The following is a 17,260-nucleotide window of genomic DNA, read 5'->3' as shown; positions in this document are numbered from 1 at the left end:
CGCTCTTGCTCCCGATTCCGCTCCTCGCTCACTTCCACCGCGTCCCTCTCTCTCACCGAACCACTCGCTTTCGCCGGTCCACTCGAACGTTCGCCGCGCTCCCGTGTCTAAGCGGCACCGGGGCCCTCGACGACCGTGACGGGGTCGCCGTCCGAGTCCGTGAGCTGGGTGACGTTCGGCGTCCCGGTGACGTCGTCGACGTAGTAGAGCGACCCGTCCTGAACGAAGACGATCTCCATGCTGCCGTCGGTGTCGACGTCGAAAACGCCGAGCGGGGCTTTCGCGACGTTCCCGGAGACGACCGTCGTCGGGGTGCCGCCAGCGCCGATGAGCTTCAGGTTGTTCGACCCGTCGACGAACGGGACGCGGGCGGTGCCGTCGCCGTCGAAGTCGTAGGGCCGGCCGACGCCGGGACCGTAGTTCGCTCCCGTCCCGCCGTTCTCGATCTTCTGCTCCGTGACGCCGGCCGCCGTGACGTAGCGGAGCTGGCCGCTGCCGTCGACGTAGACGAGTTCGTCCGCGCCGCTCCCGTCGATGTCCGCCGCGCCGGCGACGGCCGAGATGCCGTTGCTCGACACGTCGTAGGCTTCCGCGGTCACGCTGCTCGTGGTCGCGTTGTGGATGAAGTCCCTGGAGTCGCCGGCGTACCAGACGGCGGTGCTCCCGCCGCGGAACGACCCCGTCCAGAGGAGCGCGTTCGAGCTCTGCGCGTTCGGCTCGACGGCGATCGTGTCGGTCTCTCCGGTCGATTCGTCCACGAGCGCGACCGACTTGTTATCGTAGACGACGGGGAACTCCGCGGCCTCGTCGCCGTCGAGGTTCGTCTCCGGCCCGATGCTCGTCGCGGTCACGCCCGCCGGCATCGCGTACCCGGTGTGCGTGCCGTTCGAGTAGAACGCGTTCAGCGTGTCGCCCGCGTCCGTAACGTAGTTCAGGATGCCCCGCGGCACTGCGACGGCGAACGGCTCGCCGCCGGGTTTCTCCTCCGGCCGGAGCGTCGGCGTGTTCGTGTACGCGACGCTCTCGCTGCGGTAGGTGAACGTCACGTCGGCGCTGTAGATGCCGCGAACGGCGTACGGCGACTCGCTCACGGTGTTCGAGTAGGGGTACTCGGGCTCGAAGAAGCCGCCGTACTGACTCCCGAAGTCGCTGTAGCGCTGGTCGACGACGAACGCGTAGCGGCCGGTCGCGTCGCCGCCGTTCGCGATTTTGATGGTGTACGGGCCGTTCTCCGGGAGGTCGATGGCCGAGAGGGCCGTACCGTTGAACGTTCCACCGGTCACGTCGAGGGTCACCCACTGCCCGGCGTCCGTCGCGGTGTAGGTCTCACCGCCGGTCGTCAGCGTGGGCGTGCCGGTGCTATCCGCGCTGAGCGTCCCCGTCCACGCGTCGCCGGGGTCGCTGCCGTCGACGGTGACTCCGAGGGCGTCGCCGCTGTCGAGCGAGTTCGCGGAGAGGTTCAGGCGGAACGCGCGAACGCCGTCGACGTTCCGCGCCGCGTCCCAGTTGGCGTCGCCGTCGGCGTTCGCCAGCGTCCGGTTCGACTCCTGGACGACGTGCGTGCCGTTCGTCGTGCCGTCGACCGAGACGTTCAACAGCGTGCCGTGGGTGGCGCGGTGTACCTGCTCGCTCTGTGTGAACGCCGCGACGCCGCGGTCGAACGCGCGGGCGAGCGCGCCGTAGGAGTCGTAGTCGTGGTAGTTCGCCTCGCTGATGAGGCCGTTCACGCCCGTTATCGCCGCGTCCTCGACCGTGATGGCGGCTTCGCCGTCGGCAGTGGAGCGCGTCGCGAGGTTCTCCGTGTAGATGACGGTGTTGAGGATGAGCGCGAGCGCGACGAACGTCACCGCGATACCGATTCCCGCGATGAGGACGAGTTGTGCGCGCTCGCGAGCCATACCCTTCGCTTCGCGGGGGGCGATGAAAAACGTGCTGTCGACGGACCCGCAGCGTCGGGCGGTCGGCCGCCGCGCTCGGGATGGAAAGAGGCAAGGCCGCCTCGGCGTGTGAGTCCCGGGTATGCAACCCCGCTTTGCGGGTCGCCTCGGGGCGGCGGACGCCGTCACCGCGGGGAACGCCGCGCTCGGCTTCTGCGCGGTCGCCGCGGCCGCGGTCTCCCCGCGCCTCGCCGCGCGCCTCGTCCTCCTCGCGGCCATCCTCGACGCCGTCGACGGCCTGCTCGCGCGCCGCTACGGCGGCACGGACGTCGGCCCCTACCTCGACTCGCTCGCCGACGTCGCCTCGTTCGGCGTCGCCCCCGCGGCCGTCGTCGTCGCCGTCGCTCGCTCCGCGTGGGGGAGCGCGTCGCTCGCCTTCGCCCTCGCCGTCATCGCCGGCGCGGTCTTCGTCGGAATGGCCGTCGTCCGCCTCGCCCTCTACACCGCCCACGACGTCGAGAACGCGCACACGGAGGGCGTTCCGTCGACGCTCGCCGGCACCATCATCGCCGTCGGCGTCCTCGCCGGCTTCACCAGTCCCGTCGGCCTCGTCGCCCTCACCGTCGCGCTCGCCGCCCTGATGGTGACGACGCGTCGCTACCCCGACCTCCGGCCCAGACACGCGCTCGTCATGGGGGCCGTTCAGGCCGTCGTCGTGCTCTTCCCCCGCCTCCTCGACGGGCTCTTCCCGCGCGTCCTCCTCGCGTTCGCCGTCGCCTACCTCGTCTTCGGCCCGCGGGTGTACGCGCGGCGCGAGTAGGGAAGGGAAACGCTGATAGGCGTCTCACGGGAAAATCGGAGTATGACTGACGGGGACGACGAACCCGAGGACGCCCCCTCCGAGCCCACGGAGTCCACCGAGGAAGCCGCCGAGTCCACCGAGGAACCCGTCGAATCCACCGAGGAGTCGACCGAGGCGGCAGCGGAACAGGAATCGCCGGAAGCCGACGAATCCACCGAGGAAACCGCCGAGTCCACCGAGGAGCCGACCGGCGAGGAACTCGTCGAGCAGTTCCGCGAACGCCTCCGCGAGGTCGCCGACGGCGTCGAGGCCGCCGAGACGGAAGCGGACCTCGACGAGCTCGACGCGACGCTCGAAGCCATCGAATCCGACCTCGAAGCCGCCGACATCCCCGAACCGGAGGAGCCCGAGGGCGAAGACGAGGAGGTCGAGGACCCCCGAGAGGAGCTCGGGAACACGATTCAGGACCTCCAGGACGACGTCGACGCCCAGCGCGGCCCGTACGGCGAGGACGTCGTCTCCGGCATCCAGGGGTCGACGTCGACGGTGGAGAACACGCGCTGGGTGGAGTCCGGACAGGACGACGCCCCGGCCGCCATCGAGGCCTTCCTCGACGCGCTCAACGACGCGCTCGGCACCTCACTCACGCGCGACGGCGAGGATGAAGGAGAGGACGTGGATTCGTCCGCGCTCGAAGCGGCCGTCGACGCGGTCGAGGACGCCGAACTGGACGCGGACGAGGACGCCGAGACGATTCAGACGCTCCTCGACGCGGTCGACGACCTCGACGCCGCGCTCGACGACGCGAAGGAGTTCGGCGACTTCAGCACGCGCGAGAAACTCCAGTACGAGGGGTTCTACGACGTGCTCGGCGAGAAGTTCAAGGACTTCCCGCCGGAGTGGTCGGCGCTGAAGGAGTGGACGAAGCGCGACAACGCAGAGATGGTGGCGCTCTACCTCGACCTGATGGGGGAGAGCCAGCACGTCGAACGCCACTCGAAGGAAGCGATGAAGCGCATGGGGAACCCCGCGGGGCTCGACGCGATGAAGCAGAAGGCGAAACGCCGCGACATCCCCGCTATCGAAGCCATCGGGAAGATGGGCGTCCCCGAGGGCCTCGACGCCGTCCGCGACTACCTCGACGCCGACTCGAACCCCGCGCTCCAGAAGACCGCGCTCAAGGCCGCCGGCGAAATCGGCGACACCGACGTCACGCAGGACGTCGCGAACGAACTCGACGCCGAGAACGACGGCGTCCGCGGACAGGCCGCGCGCGCCCTCGGACTCCTCGGCGACACGCGCGCCATCCGGCCGCTCGGCGACGTCCTCGCTGACGACGCCGAAGCCGACCCGGTGCGCGCCAGCGCGGCCTGGGCGCTCGTCCAGATCGGCACCGCCGACGCGCTCGAAACCGCCGCGGCGTACGCCGACGAACCGAACGTCATCGTCCAGCACGAAGCCCAGCGCGCGAAAGACCTCCTCGCCTGAGTTCGCCTGAACCCACCGACTGTTCTCCTCAGACGAGCGTCGAGATGCCGCCGGCGAACCGCAGCGCGAACCCGAGCGCGATGCAGAGCGCGCCGATACGACCGATCCACGTGTGTTCGGTGACGTCGAGCGGGCTGATGTCGAAGTTGTAGGAGTCGAACTCCGGTTCGTAGCTGAGGTACGACGGGAGCTGGAAGAACTCCACGAAGACGAGGAGGCCGCCGAAGACGCCGACGGCGTCGCCGGCGAGCGTCAACGCGAGCGAGAGCGAGACCATGTGGCAGTCGCCGACTGCCACGCACAAATACCCATCGGGGCGCGGCGAACCTTCAAATACGAAGCGGCGGCCATCCCGTGGCGTGCGCGCTCGCCTCGCCCGCTCGCTCCGCGTGTTCCTCGCGCTCGTCCTCCTCGCGGCCTGCCAGCCGCCGGTCGCGGCGACCGGGAGCGCGAACACGCCGACCATCGACGCGGTCTACCCGAACCCCACAGCCGACGACGACGTCGGCGAGTTCGTCGTCCTCGACGTCCCGCGGAACACCACGCTCAGCGGGTACGCGCTCACCGACGGCGAGGGCGTCGTCGACCTTCCGAACGCGAGCGCGAGCGGGCGAATCGCCGTGACCCCGACGCCGAACCGCACGCGGCGAATCACCGACGCGCGCGTCCTCGCCGTGCCGTCGATGCTCTCGCTCGCCAACGGCGGGGAGACCGTTCGACTCCGCCGGGGGAACGCGACCGTCGACGCGCTCACCTACCCGGACGCGCCCGAAGGCGACGTCTACGCGAACGCGTCGTGGGTGACGCCCGGCCGAACCGACCGGTCGCCGGTCACGGTCCGCGGCGTGAACGCGACGGCGTTCGCCCTCCCCGACGACCCCGAACGCGCCCGGGCGTTCGTCGCGTCCGCCAACGACACGCTCCTCCTCGCCGGCTACACCCTCACCTCCCGGCGGCTCGAACGCGCCCTCTACCGGCTCCGCGACCGCGGCGTCGCCGTTCACGTCCTCCTCGAAGGCCACCCCATCGGGGGGATTCCCGCCCGCGAAGCCCGCATCCTCTCCCGGCTCGCCCGCGCCGGCATCACGGTCTCCGTCCTCGCCGGCGACGGCGACCCCTACGCCTACCACCACGCCAAGTACGCCGTCGTCGACGGCGAGCGCGTCCTCGTCGCGACGGAGAACTGGGAGCCACAGAGCATCGGCGGCCGGGGCCACCGGGGCTGGGGCGTCACCGTCGATTCGCCCCGCCTCGCCCGCGAACTCACCGCGATATTCCGCTCAGACGCAGACTCGCTCGGCGCGCGCCCGTGGCGGGACGCCCGCTCGACGCTCACCGTCCAGAACGCCACGAAGAGCGACACCCACCGCTACCCGCGCTCGTTCGACCCGCAAACCGAACCGGTGAACGCCACGCTCCTCGTCACCCCCGACAACGCCGGCCCCCGCCTCACCGCCCTCCTCGACGGCGCGGAGTCCGACATCCGCCTCGAACAGATGTCCGTCTCCGACGGCACGCTCCTCCGGCGCGTCGTCGCCGCCGCCCGCCGCGGCGTCCGGGTCAGAATCCTCCTCTCCGACGCCTGGTACGCCCGCGAGAAGAACGCCGCCACCGTCGACCGCCTCAACCGCATCGCCGCCCGCGACGACCTCCCGCTCCGCGCGAAACTCGTCCGACCCAACGGCCGATTCGACGCCGTCCACGCCAAAGGCCTCGTCGTCGACGGCCGAACCGCCGTCGTCGGCAGCCTCAACTGGAACGAACAAGCCCGCACCGAGAACCGCGAAACCCTCCTCGCCCTCCACGACCCCGACGCCGCCCGCTACTACGCCCGCGTCTTCGACGCCGACTGGCGCGGCGGCAGCAACGAACTCCCGTGGCCGCTCGCCCTCGTCACGCTCCTCGCCGCCCTCACCACCACAGCGTGGCTCCGATGCGGCGTCGAGTTCGAGCGTACGACGAGACGGTGACCGCCTCACACGCCGCGAAAGCGCCGCTACCGGCAGCGAAGAGAGCGACGGAAAGCGCGACCGAGCGCGAAGTCGAGTGCGTCAGAGCGAGTGGGAGAGAACGTGAAGGAACGGCCGAGCGTGCGGTTATCGGGTAAGGGTCGAGTGGAGCTCTTCGTCGATTTCGGCGTCGGTCATCTTCTCGACGAGGAGGTCGAGGACGTCCTCGCGCATGCCGGGGACGAAGCGGATGGAGCCGACGACGAGGTGGCCGCCGCCGGAGACGCCGGCACCGGGGAGTTCCTCGTTGAGTTCGGTGACCATCTCGGGGATGTCGAGGCGCACACCATCGGAGCGGAGGACGGCGAAGTCGGGGCCGTAGCCGATGGTGATGACGGGTTCGCCGGTCTCGACGACTTTGCGGTCGTGGACCTCGCCGGTCGTCTTCCCCGGGGCGGGGTAGGTGAAGCGGTGGGCGTGGTCCTCGACGTTGAGCCGGTAGAGGTGTGCGCCGGAGTCGATGGCTTCGTGGGTGACGTGGGGCATCACGGCGTCGAGCTGGTGCTCGACGTCCTCGTCGGCGCGCGTCGAGAGGAAGTCGACGAGTTCGCGGTGGCGTTCCTCGCGCTCCTCCGGGGACTCCTCCTCGCTCGGAGCGTCGCCGACGTTGAGGATGTCGTTGACGAGTTCGCGGCCGGCGTCGTAGCGGAGGTGGAAGGCCTCGTAGTCGAGGGCCTCCGAGATGTCCTGGAGGAACGCCTCGTCGTAGCCGGCGTCGTCGGCGAGGTCGAGGTAGTCGGCGACGGTGTCGGCCTTCGAGCGGTCGGAGAGCGCGGCGACCGCGGGGACGTGCCGGAGGTCGTCGGTGAGGCCGGGGGAGAGCATGCGCGCGAGCTCGACGCACATCATCCCGGTGGTGACGCGGTAGTCCTCGTCGTGGAGGTAGGGGTTGACGTGCTCTTCGACGTAGGGCTCGACGGCCTCGGGGTCGGGGTGGTGGTGGTCGACGACGACGACGGGGATGTCGTAGTTCGAGACGGTCTTGTACGCGGGCGTGTCCTCCTCGGTGCTGCCGTTGTCGAGCATGAGGAGGAGCGGGAGCTTCTGGCCGTGCCGGGCCTGGTCGCCGAGCGCGAAGTTCAGGTCGCGGGTGGCGTCCTCCATCTCGTAGTAGGGAGCCTTGGACGGGAGGCGGCGGAGGAGGTGACGGGTCGCCTGCGTGTCGTGGTGGACGTCAGCGATGAACCGTTCGAGGGCGAGCTGGACGGGGACGCTCGCGCACATGCCGTCGCCGTCGGCGTGGTGGCGCATGCGGATGGGGCGGCCTTCGAGGACGGCGCGGCGGAGGATGCGCGCGACGTCCTGGAGGCCGGGGTAGAGTTTCTCCATCGCGGGCCACTCGACGAGCGGCTCCGTGTCGACGGGTTCGGCGCGCTCGACGAGCGCGGCTTCGAGGCGCTCGCGGACGTTCTCCGCGGCGGCGTCCTCGAGGGCGACGAGGTTCTCGACTTCGACCTGGAGGTCGCTGCCGGTCCCTTCGACGACGCCGGTGACGTGAACGACGTCGCCGACGTCGACGGTGGCGTAGGCGCGCACGCCGGCTTCGGCGAACGCGGCGCAGGGGACCGCGCCGTCCTCGTCGCGGACGCGGAAGATGGTCGGCCCGCCGGTCTGCTTAATCTGGACGACTTCGCCTTCGAGGTGGACGAGGTCGCCCGTGCGGCCGTCGAGGTCGCTCGTCGGCGTCGGGTCGTAGTCGTGGTCGCGGTCCTCGACGGCGTAGTCGTCGATGTCGCCCTCGGAGAACCCGAGGTCGCCGTTCTCTCGAACCTCGACGAGCTCGACGACGAACTCGTCGCCGACCTCGTGGTCGCCGTCCAGCTCGGACTCGTGGACGAGCCCGGAGATGTTCTCTGAGAGGTCGACGAAGACGCCGTAGTCGACGACGCCGTTCACCGTGCCGAGGTAGCGTTCGCCGACCTCGACGTCCTCCGCTGTGCAGTCCGGCGCGAGCCGATACACCGTCTCGCCCGAAGAAGAATCACTCATTATGTCGAAAGTCGGGACGACTCGGTTTAAAGTGTACGATGGGGAGCCACCGCGCGCTGAGTCGGCTTCCGCAACGGTTAGGGTCGCGGCGCGGCGAGTTCGAGTCATGTTGTTTGGTTCGCGACCAGCGGCCCTCGGCATCGCCGAGGACACGCTGGAGTTCGCGCTGTCCGCGGCCGCGGACACCCACCCGAACGAGTACATGGGCGTGATGCGGGGAACGCCCGCCCGTGAACTCGGCGTCGACGAAGACGGCGACATCGTCACCGACGTCGTGTTCGCGCCCGGCACGACCTCCAGTCCCGTGCAAGCGACGATGCGCTCCGACCTCCTGCCGAACGACTCCCACAACGTCGGCAGCGTCCACAGCCACCCGAACGGCGTCCTCCGCCCGAGCAACCAGGACGTCCAGACGTTCGGGAAGGGCCGCGCGCACATCATCATCGGCGCGCCCTACGAGCGCGACGACTGGGCGGCCTTCGACCGGAAGGGCGAACCCCGCGACTTCGACGTCTACGACGTCTCCCTCCCCGACCCCGAGGAGTTCTTCGACTTCGACCAGGCCGACATCGACGCGGAACTGGAGGACCGATGACGCGCGTCGTCGCACAGGGGACGTTCGACCTCGTCCACCCCGGCCACGTCCACTACCTCACCGAAGCCGCCGCGATGGGCGACGAGCTCCACGTCATCCTCGCGCGCCGCGAGAACGTCACCCACAAGGAGAAACCCATCCTCTCGAACCGCCAGCGCCGCGACGTCGTCGCCGCCCTCGACCCCGTCGACCACGCCCGCATCGGCCACGAGACCGACATCTTCGCCCCCATCGAGGACATCGACCCCGATATCATCGCGCTCGGCTACGACCAACACCACGACGCCGACGCCATCGTCGACGAACTCAGCCGTCGCGGCGTCGACTGCCGCGTCGAACGCGCCGGCCCCCGAGAGAGACAGTACGAGGGCGAACTCCTCTCCACGGGCACCATCATCGACCGCATCTGCGAGGAGCGCTGCTGACTACACTTCTGCGACGGCTCTGACGGGCGCGCCGTCGCCGTCCACCCGGAGCGGATACGCCCGGAACCGGAACGATTCGGGGAGCGCGCCGAGTCCCGTGAGGTTCTCGAAGACGAGTTTCTCACTCCCGAGGAGCGCGTGGTGGGCCGGAACGCCCTCGGGTTCGCGCTCGTCCTTCCTCCCCGTCGGGTCGGGGCTGAAGCAGTCCACGGCGAGGTGGCAGTCGAGCGCGACCACGCGCTCCGCCGCGGCCGCGGTGAGGTAGGGATGGTTCTCGTACTGCTCCGTGCCCCAGTGGGCGTCCCAGCCGGTGTGAATGACGAGGAGGTCGGCGTCGACGCGCTCGGGGAAGGCGTCGGGTTCGATTGGTTCGCGCGCGTCGGCGTCCACGGCGACGAGTCGCGCGTCGAGCGCGAACTCGTCGACGTCGTAGCTGTCGAGGGTCCGCCCGTCGGGTTCGGTGTGCGCCGGCGCGTCGACGTGCGTCCCCGCGTGACTGCCGAGTTCGAGGCGGGAGACGCGGTAGCCGTCGTCGGTCATCGTCGCGGCGTCGCCGACGCTAACGGGTGGATCGCCCGGATAGACCGTCATTCCGTCCGTGACGGGGTGGGTGAGGTCGTGGCGCGTCATCGCGCAAACCTGGCGCTACCGGCCGGTTCGGCCGACCTGGAGTCGTTCCGCGTCACTACCCCCGGCATCGTGCTCTGCCGCGCGGCCGGAGTCGGTCTCGTGGATGGCGGTGGGCGGGCCGTCACGATTAGACGGAGACGGGCGAGCGAAAAATACGTCTTCGGTTAGTCTCCCGCGAGCTCCGGGTTTCGCGCGGCGTGAAGACTCTCGCAGACGCCGCCCTGGCCGCCCATGTTCGTGCGGGCGAGCCGCGCCGCCTTTTGGGCCTCTTCGACCCCTTCGGGAGTGAGCGAGTCGCCGTCGCGGTCGGCGAACACGCGGTCTCCCGGTTCGACACCGACGCCGACGGCGGTCGCCTTCTCGAGGTAGCGTTCGAGCGGGTCGGCGTCGAGCGTGACGTAGAACCCGTCGAGAGCCACGGTCGCGCGGCCGTCCTCCAGGGTGAGGTCGTCGCGCTTCAGAGCCGCGACCTGGGCGTCGCTCAGGCCGGCGTCCCGGAGCGCGTCGACGGCGTCGCGTTGACGCGCGAGTCGGGCTTTGCGGTCGAGTTCCGCCCGCGTCCCGGCCACGTCGCCGTCGGCGGTGTCGAACGCCTCCGCGAACGACAGCCCCTCGTTCACGCCGGTGGTGACTTCCTCGGCGTGCATGTGGTCGCGGAGCTCGATCCGGACCGCGTCGGTCGCGGGGTGGTCGCGGAGAGCGTCCCGGGCGTCGGTCGCCATCATCCACGCGAACGCGGGTGAACACCACGCGGTCGGGAGGACGAGCGCGAGCGTTACGTCTCCGTCGTCGACGGCGACCTCCGCGAGGTAGTCGAGTTCGACGATGGACCGGTCGAGCTCGGGGTCGGTGACGCTACGCACGGCCTCGCGGACGGCCGCCGCGTCGGGCGTCTGGGTACTCATCTCAGTCGGCGGCCCCCGCGTACTGGTCGCCGGTGTCGAAGCGCTCGGAAATAGAGTCGCCCGCGAGCGCCTCTTTCTTCGCCTCGATGTCGATGTCGTAGAGGTCGGCGGCGTTCTCCCCCATGACTTTCTTCTTCGTCTCCATGTCGAACTCGACGCCGTACTCTGCCTTCTCCTCCTCCGTGAACTCGGTGTTGAGGACGGCCTCGATGACCCAGTCGGGCTCCCAGATCGCGTAGTCGCTGCCGAAGAGGACGCGGTCCTCGCCGAGCCAGTAGAGGAGTTCGCCGAGGATCTCTCGGAACTTCTGGGGGCGGTCGCGCGCCATTGGGGCGGCGACGGCGAGCCCGCCGTACACGTTGGGTTCCTGGGTGGCGATCCAACAGAAGTCGTCGAGTTGGGGGAGACCGACGTGTTCGACGACGAAGTTGAGTTCGGGGAAGCTGCTGGCGGCGTCGTCGACGTCGGCGACGTCGAAGGCGTCGCGGTTGAGCGGGCGGATGGTCGGGCCTTTGTGCGGATGGACGTTCTTGATGCCGAGGTCGGCGCACTTCTGGAGGAACTCGAAGGCGTCGTCGGAGTCGAGCCGCCAGCCCTTCGAGTCTCCCCGCCACTCAGCAGTGTACACTTTGACGCCGTCGATATCGTACTCACGCTTCTGCCGTTCGAGCTCCCGGAGGCCTTCTTCGCCCTCGCGCGGGTCGAATCGGCCGTTCGTGATGAGGCGCTCGCTGTACTCGTCGGCGAGCGCGCCGCAGTCGTCGATGGTGTTGAAGCCGTTCTCGTAGAACTCCTTGAGGTACGTCGGCTGGAAGATGCCCATGTCGACGCTGCCGGGGCCGAAGACGTCTTCGAGGAGTCGGTCGTCGGTGTAGGTGCGGAACTCGTCGAGCGTCCACTGTCGGTCCTCGGGCGTGAACCCGGTGTGGTAGTCGTAGAAACACCGAATGAACTGTTCGCCGCCGTCGTGGATGATGTTCTCCTCCGTAGCGTCCCAGGCGTGCAGGTGCTCGTCGACGACGAAGATGTCCTCGCCCTGATGGCGGTACATACTGGTAACAATCCGCACGGTGGATGTTAATTATTATTGTCTGTGTAATCTGTGCCGATAGTCAATTATAAACACATATCCTTTTGGCATCCGTTAACACCTTCCGGAAGAGGTAGCCTTAGCCGGGGTGTCCGAGAGGGTTCTCGTATGCGTGCCGCACGACTCCACGAGTACACCGACGACATGAGCGACGCCCTCACCGTCGAGGACGTCCCCCGTCCGACTATCGAGACGTCTGACCAGATTATCGTCGAAGTCGAGGGCGCGGGATGGTGTCAGACAGACAACCACATCATCGAGGGGATGTGGGAGCCGTACGCCCCGCAGACCCTCCCGATGACGCTCGGCCACGAGAACGCCGGCACCGTCGTCGAAGTCGGCGACGAGGTCACGACCGTCGAGGAGGGGGACGCCGTCATCTGTCACCCCGTGCGGACGTGCGGGAAGTGTCGCGCCTGCCGGCAGGGCGAGGACATGTACTGCGAGAACAGCGCGTTCTCCGGACTCACCCACGACGGCGGGTTCGCCGAGTACCTCCTCACCTCCGAACGCTCCGCAATCGTCCTCGACGACGTCGACCCCGTCGACATCGCGCCGCACGCCGACGCCGGTATCACCGCCTACCACGCCGCGAAGAAGGCCGTCGACGACCTCGTCCCCGGCGACTACTGCGTCCTCGTCGGCATCGGTGGCCTCGGCCACATCGGCCTGCAGGCCGTCGACGCGATGAGCGCCGCCCGAACTATCGCCGTCGACATCAAGGACGACGCCCTCTCGCTCGCCGACGACCTCGGCGCGGCCCACACCGTGAACTCCAGCGAGGAGGACGTCGCCGAAGCCGTCGACGCGATCACCGACGGTTCGGGTGCCACCCAGGTCCTCGACTTCGTCGGTGCCGACGCCACCACCGACCTGGCACCCGACATCGTCTCACCGGGCGGCGACCACCACATCGTCGGCTACGGCGGCCACGTCCACCGCCCCAGTCAGGACCTCGTGGACGGCGAGTTCAGCTACCGCGGCAACCTCGTCGGCACCTACACCGAACTCCAAGAGCTCGTCGCGCTCGTCGAGGGAGGCCAGATGCACCTCACCACCAGCCAGTACGACCTCGCGGACATCAACGACGTCGCGGAGAAACTCGAACACAACGAAATCGAAGGCCGTGCGGTCATCACGCCGTAACCGCCCACCGCGACACGCGAACCCGCTTCGCCTGCCTCCCCCGAACCCCGTTTACTCGGTGTCGTGGAGCGATTCGCCTGCTTGGAGTCGTTCGGCGATGCGGAAGGTCTGTTCGCGTTCGCGGCGCGTCGGCGTGTGGGCGGCGAGGTAGCGCGCGGCGGCGACGAGGAAGACCGTCTTGCGGTCCCCGTCGCTGTCGAGTGCGCCCTGGAAGGCGGCTTCGACCGCCTGGAACGTGTGGAAGCCGGCGTCCTCGCGGACGAGCGCGCCGCCGAGCGCCTCCCGGAGCGCGTCGGGGTCGCCGCCGCCGGCGAGGAAGTCGGCGGCGTGGCGGCTCGCGGCGTCCGCGCCGCCCTCGACGTCGAACGCGTCGAGCAGCCGACTCAGTGCGTCCTCGGGGTCCGCGTCCGCGTCGCCGTCGGGAATCCGCGCGGGCGGCGTGTTGAGGAAGCGGTCGAGATACACCGAGGCTGCGGCGTCGAAGACGCCGCGGTAGAGGAGCGGCGTGTCAGTCACCAGCGTCCCCTGATAGACGGCGTTCGCGTAGGTGAACGTGTGGAGGACGGTGTTCCAGTCGTTGAACTCGTTCGCCGTACCGAACTGCGCCACCCGCCGCGCGGCCGCGAACCGGACGACGCCGGCGAGCTGCGTCGTGCTCGCCCCCGCGTCGACGGCGTCGCTGAGGGCGTCCACGACGGCGTCCGGATCGTCGCCGAGGAGCGTCTCCACGAAGCCGTCCGGCTCGCGCCACTCGCCCGACCCGTTCTCCTCGGGGAGGTCCTCGAAGGCGTCGTCGAGGACGGCGGCGAGGTCGACCGGCTGTCGCCACTCCTGGTCTTCTTCTGCGCGCTCGGCGTTCGCGAGCCCGGAGACGACGGTCGGGAGCACGTCTTCTGCGGCGTCCCAGCCCGCGTGGTCGAGGGACTCGACGGCCTTCGTGACGAAGTCGAGCGCGTGCCCGGTGTCGAGGTAGCGGTGGTCCGTCGCGGCGGCGTACAGCATCCCGCACACCTGCGTCGGCGAGACGGACCGGATGGCGGTGTGGAGGACGCGTTCCGCGCCGTCGGCGTCCCGGAGTTCGACGCACTCGCGGAACCACTCGGTGAGGCGCTCCGGGGAGCGGTCCGCCGGCTCGAACGCCGGCTGTGCGAACCGCGGCGGCTCGCCCGCGCAGTCGCCCGCCACCTCGACTGCGCCCTGATAGAGCGCGCGCCGCCGCCCGTCCCGGTCGAGCGAGTCACGAATGTTCGCGAGCGCCGTGTGAATCGTGAGGCCCGGCCCCCACCCGCTCTCTCTGTACCGCGTTCCGAACTCCAGCGCGCTCACGTAGGGGTCGCGGTACGCGACGTTCGCGTCGTCCAACCCCACCGCCGATTTCGCGAGCACCAGCCGGAGGTTCTCCTCCAGACCGGTGTCGAGTCGGCGCGCCCAGTGAACCGCGGGCGGGTCGTCGCGCTCCCGGACGGGCTTCACCCAGACCTCGTTCCCTCGTACCTCCACCGGGTAGGTCGGGACGTCGTCCGCCCACGGGTCGAACGTGTCCCCGCAGGCGAGTTCGAAGCGCGCGTGGTGCCAGTGACAGGTGAGCACGCCGTCGTCTACCGTCCCCTGCGTGAGCGGGAACCCCATGTGCGGACAGCGGTTGTCGATTGCGCGGACCGCGCCGTCCTCGTAGAAGAGCGCGATGGCCTGCCCGTTCTCGTTCACGAGCCGTCGTCCCTCCGCACGGAGGTCGTCGAGGTCTGCGACGTGCACGTACTCCGTCGACATACCCGAGTCGTCGGCGGGCGAGGGTATAACGGTTCGCGGAAACCCAGTTCAGTAAGACGCCCTAGACGGCGTCGGGCGCGGTGCCGAACCGCGCCTGGAGGTCGTGCCAGACCACGAACACCGAGGGCGTGACGATGACCGCGGCGAGGAACGAGAAGAAGATGGAGAGCGCGGTCACCGTCCCGAACTGGCCGAGGATGGGCGTGATGGCGATGGCGAGCACGCCGATGCCGGACACGGTCGTGAACATGCTGCCGGCGAGCGCGCCGCCCGTCCCGCGGATGGACGTCTCGACGGCCGGGACGACGTCGCCGTCGTACTCGTCCGCGAACCGGTGGACGATGTGGCTGGAGTAGTCGACGCCGAGCCCGATGCTGATCGAGAGGATGGTCGCCGTCATCGCGTTGAACGGGATGTTCAGGAAGCGCATCGCGCCCGCGAGCCACGCGATGGTGACGAGGATGGGAACCATGTTCACGAGACCGAGCGACGGCCGGCGCTCGAAGCCCCAGAAGCAGATGACGAGGAAGACGAGCGCGGCGAGTATCGCGGTCACGAGACTCCGGAGCGCGGAGTTGAGGATGACGGACGTGAGCGCCTGGAAGATGACGGGCTGGCCGGTGCCGATGGAGTTCGAGTGGTAGCGGTCGGCGAGCGACTCGGCGGCCGCGGCGGCTTCGTCCTGACTCGCGGACGCCTCGATGGTGTAGTCGACCTTCATCGAGCGGTAGTCCTCCGCGAGATACTGGCTCGCCTGCCCGCTGTACGGGCTCTCCATGAGCTCGTCGTAGATGACTTCGAGGTTGTCGTCGGGGACGCCGTTGTCGTTCACGTCGTTCCGTTCGACGAGCCGGGCGAACGACGGCGAGGCGTCGGCGTACGACTGGATGACGCCGATGATGCTGCTCGCGTCCGCCGTCCGGTTCGCCGCCGCGACCGAACTCGGCGGGCTCGCGCTCGCGTGTCGTATCTGCTCCAAGGAGTCGTCTTGCCGCATCGGCCCGGTGACGTAGACGGTGACGGAACTCCCGCCGACCCGGCTGAAGTGGTCGGTGAGGAAGTTCGTCTGCGCGGTCGCCGTGTACTCACTCGGCGCGAACGGCTCGGGGAGCGAGTCGAGGTAGGCCGGCGTGTCCTCCGGCGGCAGGAAGTCGTCCTGATTGAACGAGGTGTTCACCCCCGTGCCGTAGTAGCCAGCGCCCGCCGTGAACAGGACGATGCAGATGAGGAAGACGTAGGGGGCCTTCTTCGCGACGACGACGCCGGCGGGGAGGACGCGCCCGAGGAGCGACCCTTCTCCGCCGATGGGGCGTAAGCCGAACGCGGGGATGTCGCGCTCCTCCCGGAAGGTGTCGATGAAGACCTTCCCCGCGGGGAGGAAGATGCCGAAGACGAGGAGGGTGAAGGTGATGCCGATGGCGGCGACGAGCCCGAAGTCCTTGATGGGGCCGAGCGAGCTCGTGAGGTTCGAGAGGAAGCCGAGCACGGTCGTGCCGGTGACGATGAAGAACGCGACGAGGAGCTGGTCGGTCGTCGTCTCCATCGACTCGACGACGCCGTGGCCGTCGACGCGCTCCTCGCGGTAGCGGTTCACCGCGTGGATACCGAAGTCGATGCCGACCGCGAGCAACAGCGGCGGCACCGCGATGAGCATCTGGCTGAACGCGATGCCGGCGAGCCCCATGAACCCGAACGTCCAGATGACCGCCATCACGAGGGAGACGATGCCGAGCAGGAGGTCGAACGGGTCGCGGTAGCTGTAGACGAGGAACGCGACGATGAGGAGCGCCGCGGCCGGCACGACGATGAGCAGGGAGTCGGCGATGACGTTACTGAAGTCCTGCGAGAGGATGCCGGCCCCGAAGACGGTGATGTCGCCGCCGACGGAGTCGACGACGTGTTGCGCTTCGAGCTGGATGTCCATCAGCGGACTCGACCCGGACGACCCGACGGAAGACGAGGTCCCGCCGGGGAGTTCGTGCGTGACGACGCCGACGGCCGCGGTCGCGGACGCCGACGGCGCGTTGAAGTCGTCGGACACCGACGACGTGAACGCCGGGTTGTCCGCGTTCTCACGGACCGCGGCGTCGATTTCGCTCGGCGTCGCGTCCTCGACGGCGTCGATCTTCTCCGAGAGCGAATCCGCGCTCGGGTCGAGCGTCACCGCGATGACGTCCGCGGGGCTGGACGTCGTGTCTACCCGGAGTTCTTCGCGCTCCTTCATCCGGTGTTCGGCCTTCAACATCCGGACGAGCGCGGGTTTCGCGAGGACGTTCTGTCCGCGCTGGATGAGCTGCGTGGAGCCGCCGCTCGAACTGAACGCGGGCGAGAACTCGTCCTGCACGGCGTCGTAGGCCTCCATCGCGTCGGACCCCTCCGTGAACTGGCTCGTCCCGGACTGCGTGCTGATGGAGCCGAGGCCGGCCCCCATCACGAGCGTCACGAGGAGGAACGCGACGATGACGGCCTTCGGCCGCTCGGCGACGAGGTAGTCGATCCGGTCGATGACGTCCTGATAGCTAGCCATCGAGCGT

Annotated in this window: 14 protein-coding genes; 6 read left to right on the top strand and 8 right to left on the bottom strand. The window is 69.1% G+C overall.

The annotated features are described in order from the left end of the window. Window positions 1-107: 107 nt before the first annotated feature. Window positions 108-1,898 carry a DUF7261 family protein gene (locus IEY26_RS09535; protein WP_188978300.1) on the bottom strand — a complete coding sequence of 597 codons (1,791 nt, stop codon included), beginning with the start codon at window positions 1,896-1,898 and terminating at the stop codon, window positions 108-110. 121 nt (window positions 1,899-2,019) lie between these two features. Between IEY26_RS09535 and IEY26_RS09530 the strand changes: the two genes are divergently transcribed. Further along, a complete protein-coding gene (locus tag IEY26_RS09530; protein ID WP_188978297.1) occupies window positions 2,020-2,697 on the top strand; it encodes a protein sorting system archaetidylserine synthase in 678 nt (225 codons plus the stop codon). A 42-nt stretch (window positions 2,698-2,739) separates the two neighbouring features. Then, entirely contained in the window at window positions 2,740-4,167 is a 1,428-nt protein-coding gene (locus tag IEY26_RS09525; protein ID WP_188978295.1) for a HEAT repeat domain-containing protein, read from the top strand. Between the two features lie 28 nt (window positions 4,168-4,195). On the opposite strand, the gene IEY26_RS09520 is transcribed toward IEY26_RS09525, so the two are convergent. Then, on the bottom strand, window positions 4,196-4,444 hold the full coding sequence (locus IEY26_RS09520) for a hypothetical protein (RefSeq protein ID WP_188978293.1): 249 nt from the start codon (window positions 4,442-4,444) through the stop codon (window positions 4,196-4,198). An 82-nt stretch (window positions 4,445-4,526) separates the two neighbouring features. Between IEY26_RS09520 and IEY26_RS09515 the strand changes: the two genes are divergently transcribed. Continuing rightward, window positions 4,527-6,137, top strand: coding sequence for a phospholipase D-like domain-containing protein (locus IEY26_RS09515; protein ID WP_188978291.1), 1,611 nt, complete (start codon window positions 4,527-4,529; stop codon window positions 6,135-6,137). Between the two features lie 126 nt (window positions 6,138-6,263). On the opposite strand, the gene IEY26_RS09510 is transcribed toward IEY26_RS09515, so the two are convergent. Then, entirely contained in the window at window positions 6,264-8,165 is a 1,902-nt protein-coding gene (locus IEY26_RS09510; RefSeq protein ID WP_188978289.1) for a DHH family phosphoesterase, read from the bottom strand. 106 nt (window positions 8,166-8,271) lie between these two features. On the opposite strand from IEY26_RS09510, the gene IEY26_RS09505 reads away from it, so the two are divergent. Both IEY26_RS09505 and IEY26_RS09500 read left to right on the top strand, forming a co-directional pair. After that, window positions 8,272-8,760 carry a Mov34/MPN/PAD-1 family protein gene (locus IEY26_RS09505; RefSeq protein WP_188978287.1) on the top strand — a complete coding sequence of 163 codons (489 nt, stop codon included), beginning with the start codon at window positions 8,272-8,274 and terminating at the stop codon, window positions 8,758-8,760. Continuing rightward, a complete protein-coding gene (locus IEY26_RS09500; RefSeq protein WP_188978285.1) occupies window positions 8,757-9,185 on the top strand; it encodes an adenylyltransferase/cytidyltransferase family protein in 429 nt (142 codons plus the stop codon). The genes IEY26_RS09505 and IEY26_RS09500 overlap by 4 nt, the downstream gene beginning before the upstream one ends. Here IEY26_RS09500 and IEY26_RS09495 read toward each other — a convergent pair whose 3' ends face one another. The 3 genes from IEY26_RS09495 to IEY26_RS09485 all read right to left on the bottom strand — a co-directional run bounded on the left by IEY26_RS09495 (window position 9,186) and on the right by IEY26_RS09485 (window position 11,771). After that, a complete protein-coding gene (locus tag IEY26_RS09495; protein ID WP_188978283.1) occupies window positions 9,186-9,815 on the bottom strand; it encodes a cyclase family protein in 630 nt (209 codons plus the stop codon). It abuts the gene before it with no gap. A gap of 164 nt (window positions 9,816-9,979) precedes the next feature. Continuing rightward, complete coding sequence (locus tag IEY26_RS09490) at window positions 9,980-10,720, bottom strand: iron-sulfur cluster assembly protein (protein WP_188978281.1); 741 nt, start codon at window positions 10,718-10,720, stop codon at window positions 9,980-9,982. A 1-nt stretch (window position 10,721) separates the two neighbouring features. Continuing rightward, window positions 10,722-11,771, bottom strand: a complete 1,050-nt coding sequence (locus IEY26_RS09485) for an amidohydrolase family protein (protein ID WP_188978279.1) — start codon at window positions 11,769-11,771, stop codon at window positions 10,722-10,724. A 147-nt stretch (window positions 11,772-11,918) separates the two neighbouring features. Here IEY26_RS09485 and IEY26_RS09480 point away from each other — a divergent pair, with 147 nt between their 5' ends. Continuing rightward, on the top strand, window positions 11,919-12,956 hold the full coding sequence (locus tag IEY26_RS09480) for an NAD(P)-dependent alcohol dehydrogenase (RefSeq protein ID WP_188978277.1): 1,038 nt from the start codon (window positions 11,919-11,921) through the stop codon (window positions 12,954-12,956). A 51-nt stretch (window positions 12,957-13,007) separates the two neighbouring features. Here IEY26_RS09480 and IEY26_RS09475 read toward each other — a convergent pair whose 3' ends face one another. Together IEY26_RS09475 and IEY26_RS09470 are read right to left on the bottom strand one after the other, a co-directional pair. Then, window positions 13,008-14,726, bottom strand: coding sequence for a Rieske (2Fe-2S) protein (locus IEY26_RS09475; RefSeq protein ID WP_188978275.1), 1,719 nt, complete (start codon window positions 14,724-14,726; stop codon window positions 13,008-13,010). Window positions 14,727-14,787: 61 nt separating this feature from the next. Further along, window positions 14,788-17,253 carry an efflux RND transporter permease subunit gene (locus IEY26_RS09470; protein WP_188978273.1) on the bottom strand — a complete coding sequence of 822 codons (2,466 nt, stop codon included), beginning with the start codon at window positions 17,251-17,253 and terminating at the stop codon, window positions 14,788-14,790. Window positions 17,254-17,260: the final 7 nt, after the last annotated feature.

It is taken from the genome of Halocalculus aciditolerans (genome assembly GCF_014647475.1).
Lineage (GTDB): Archaea > Halobacteriota > Halobacteria > Halobacteriales > Halobacteriaceae > Halocalculus > Halocalculus aciditolerans.
Note: the sequence above shows the minus strand (reverse complement) of the source record. Positions and strands in the feature narration are given on the sequence as shown.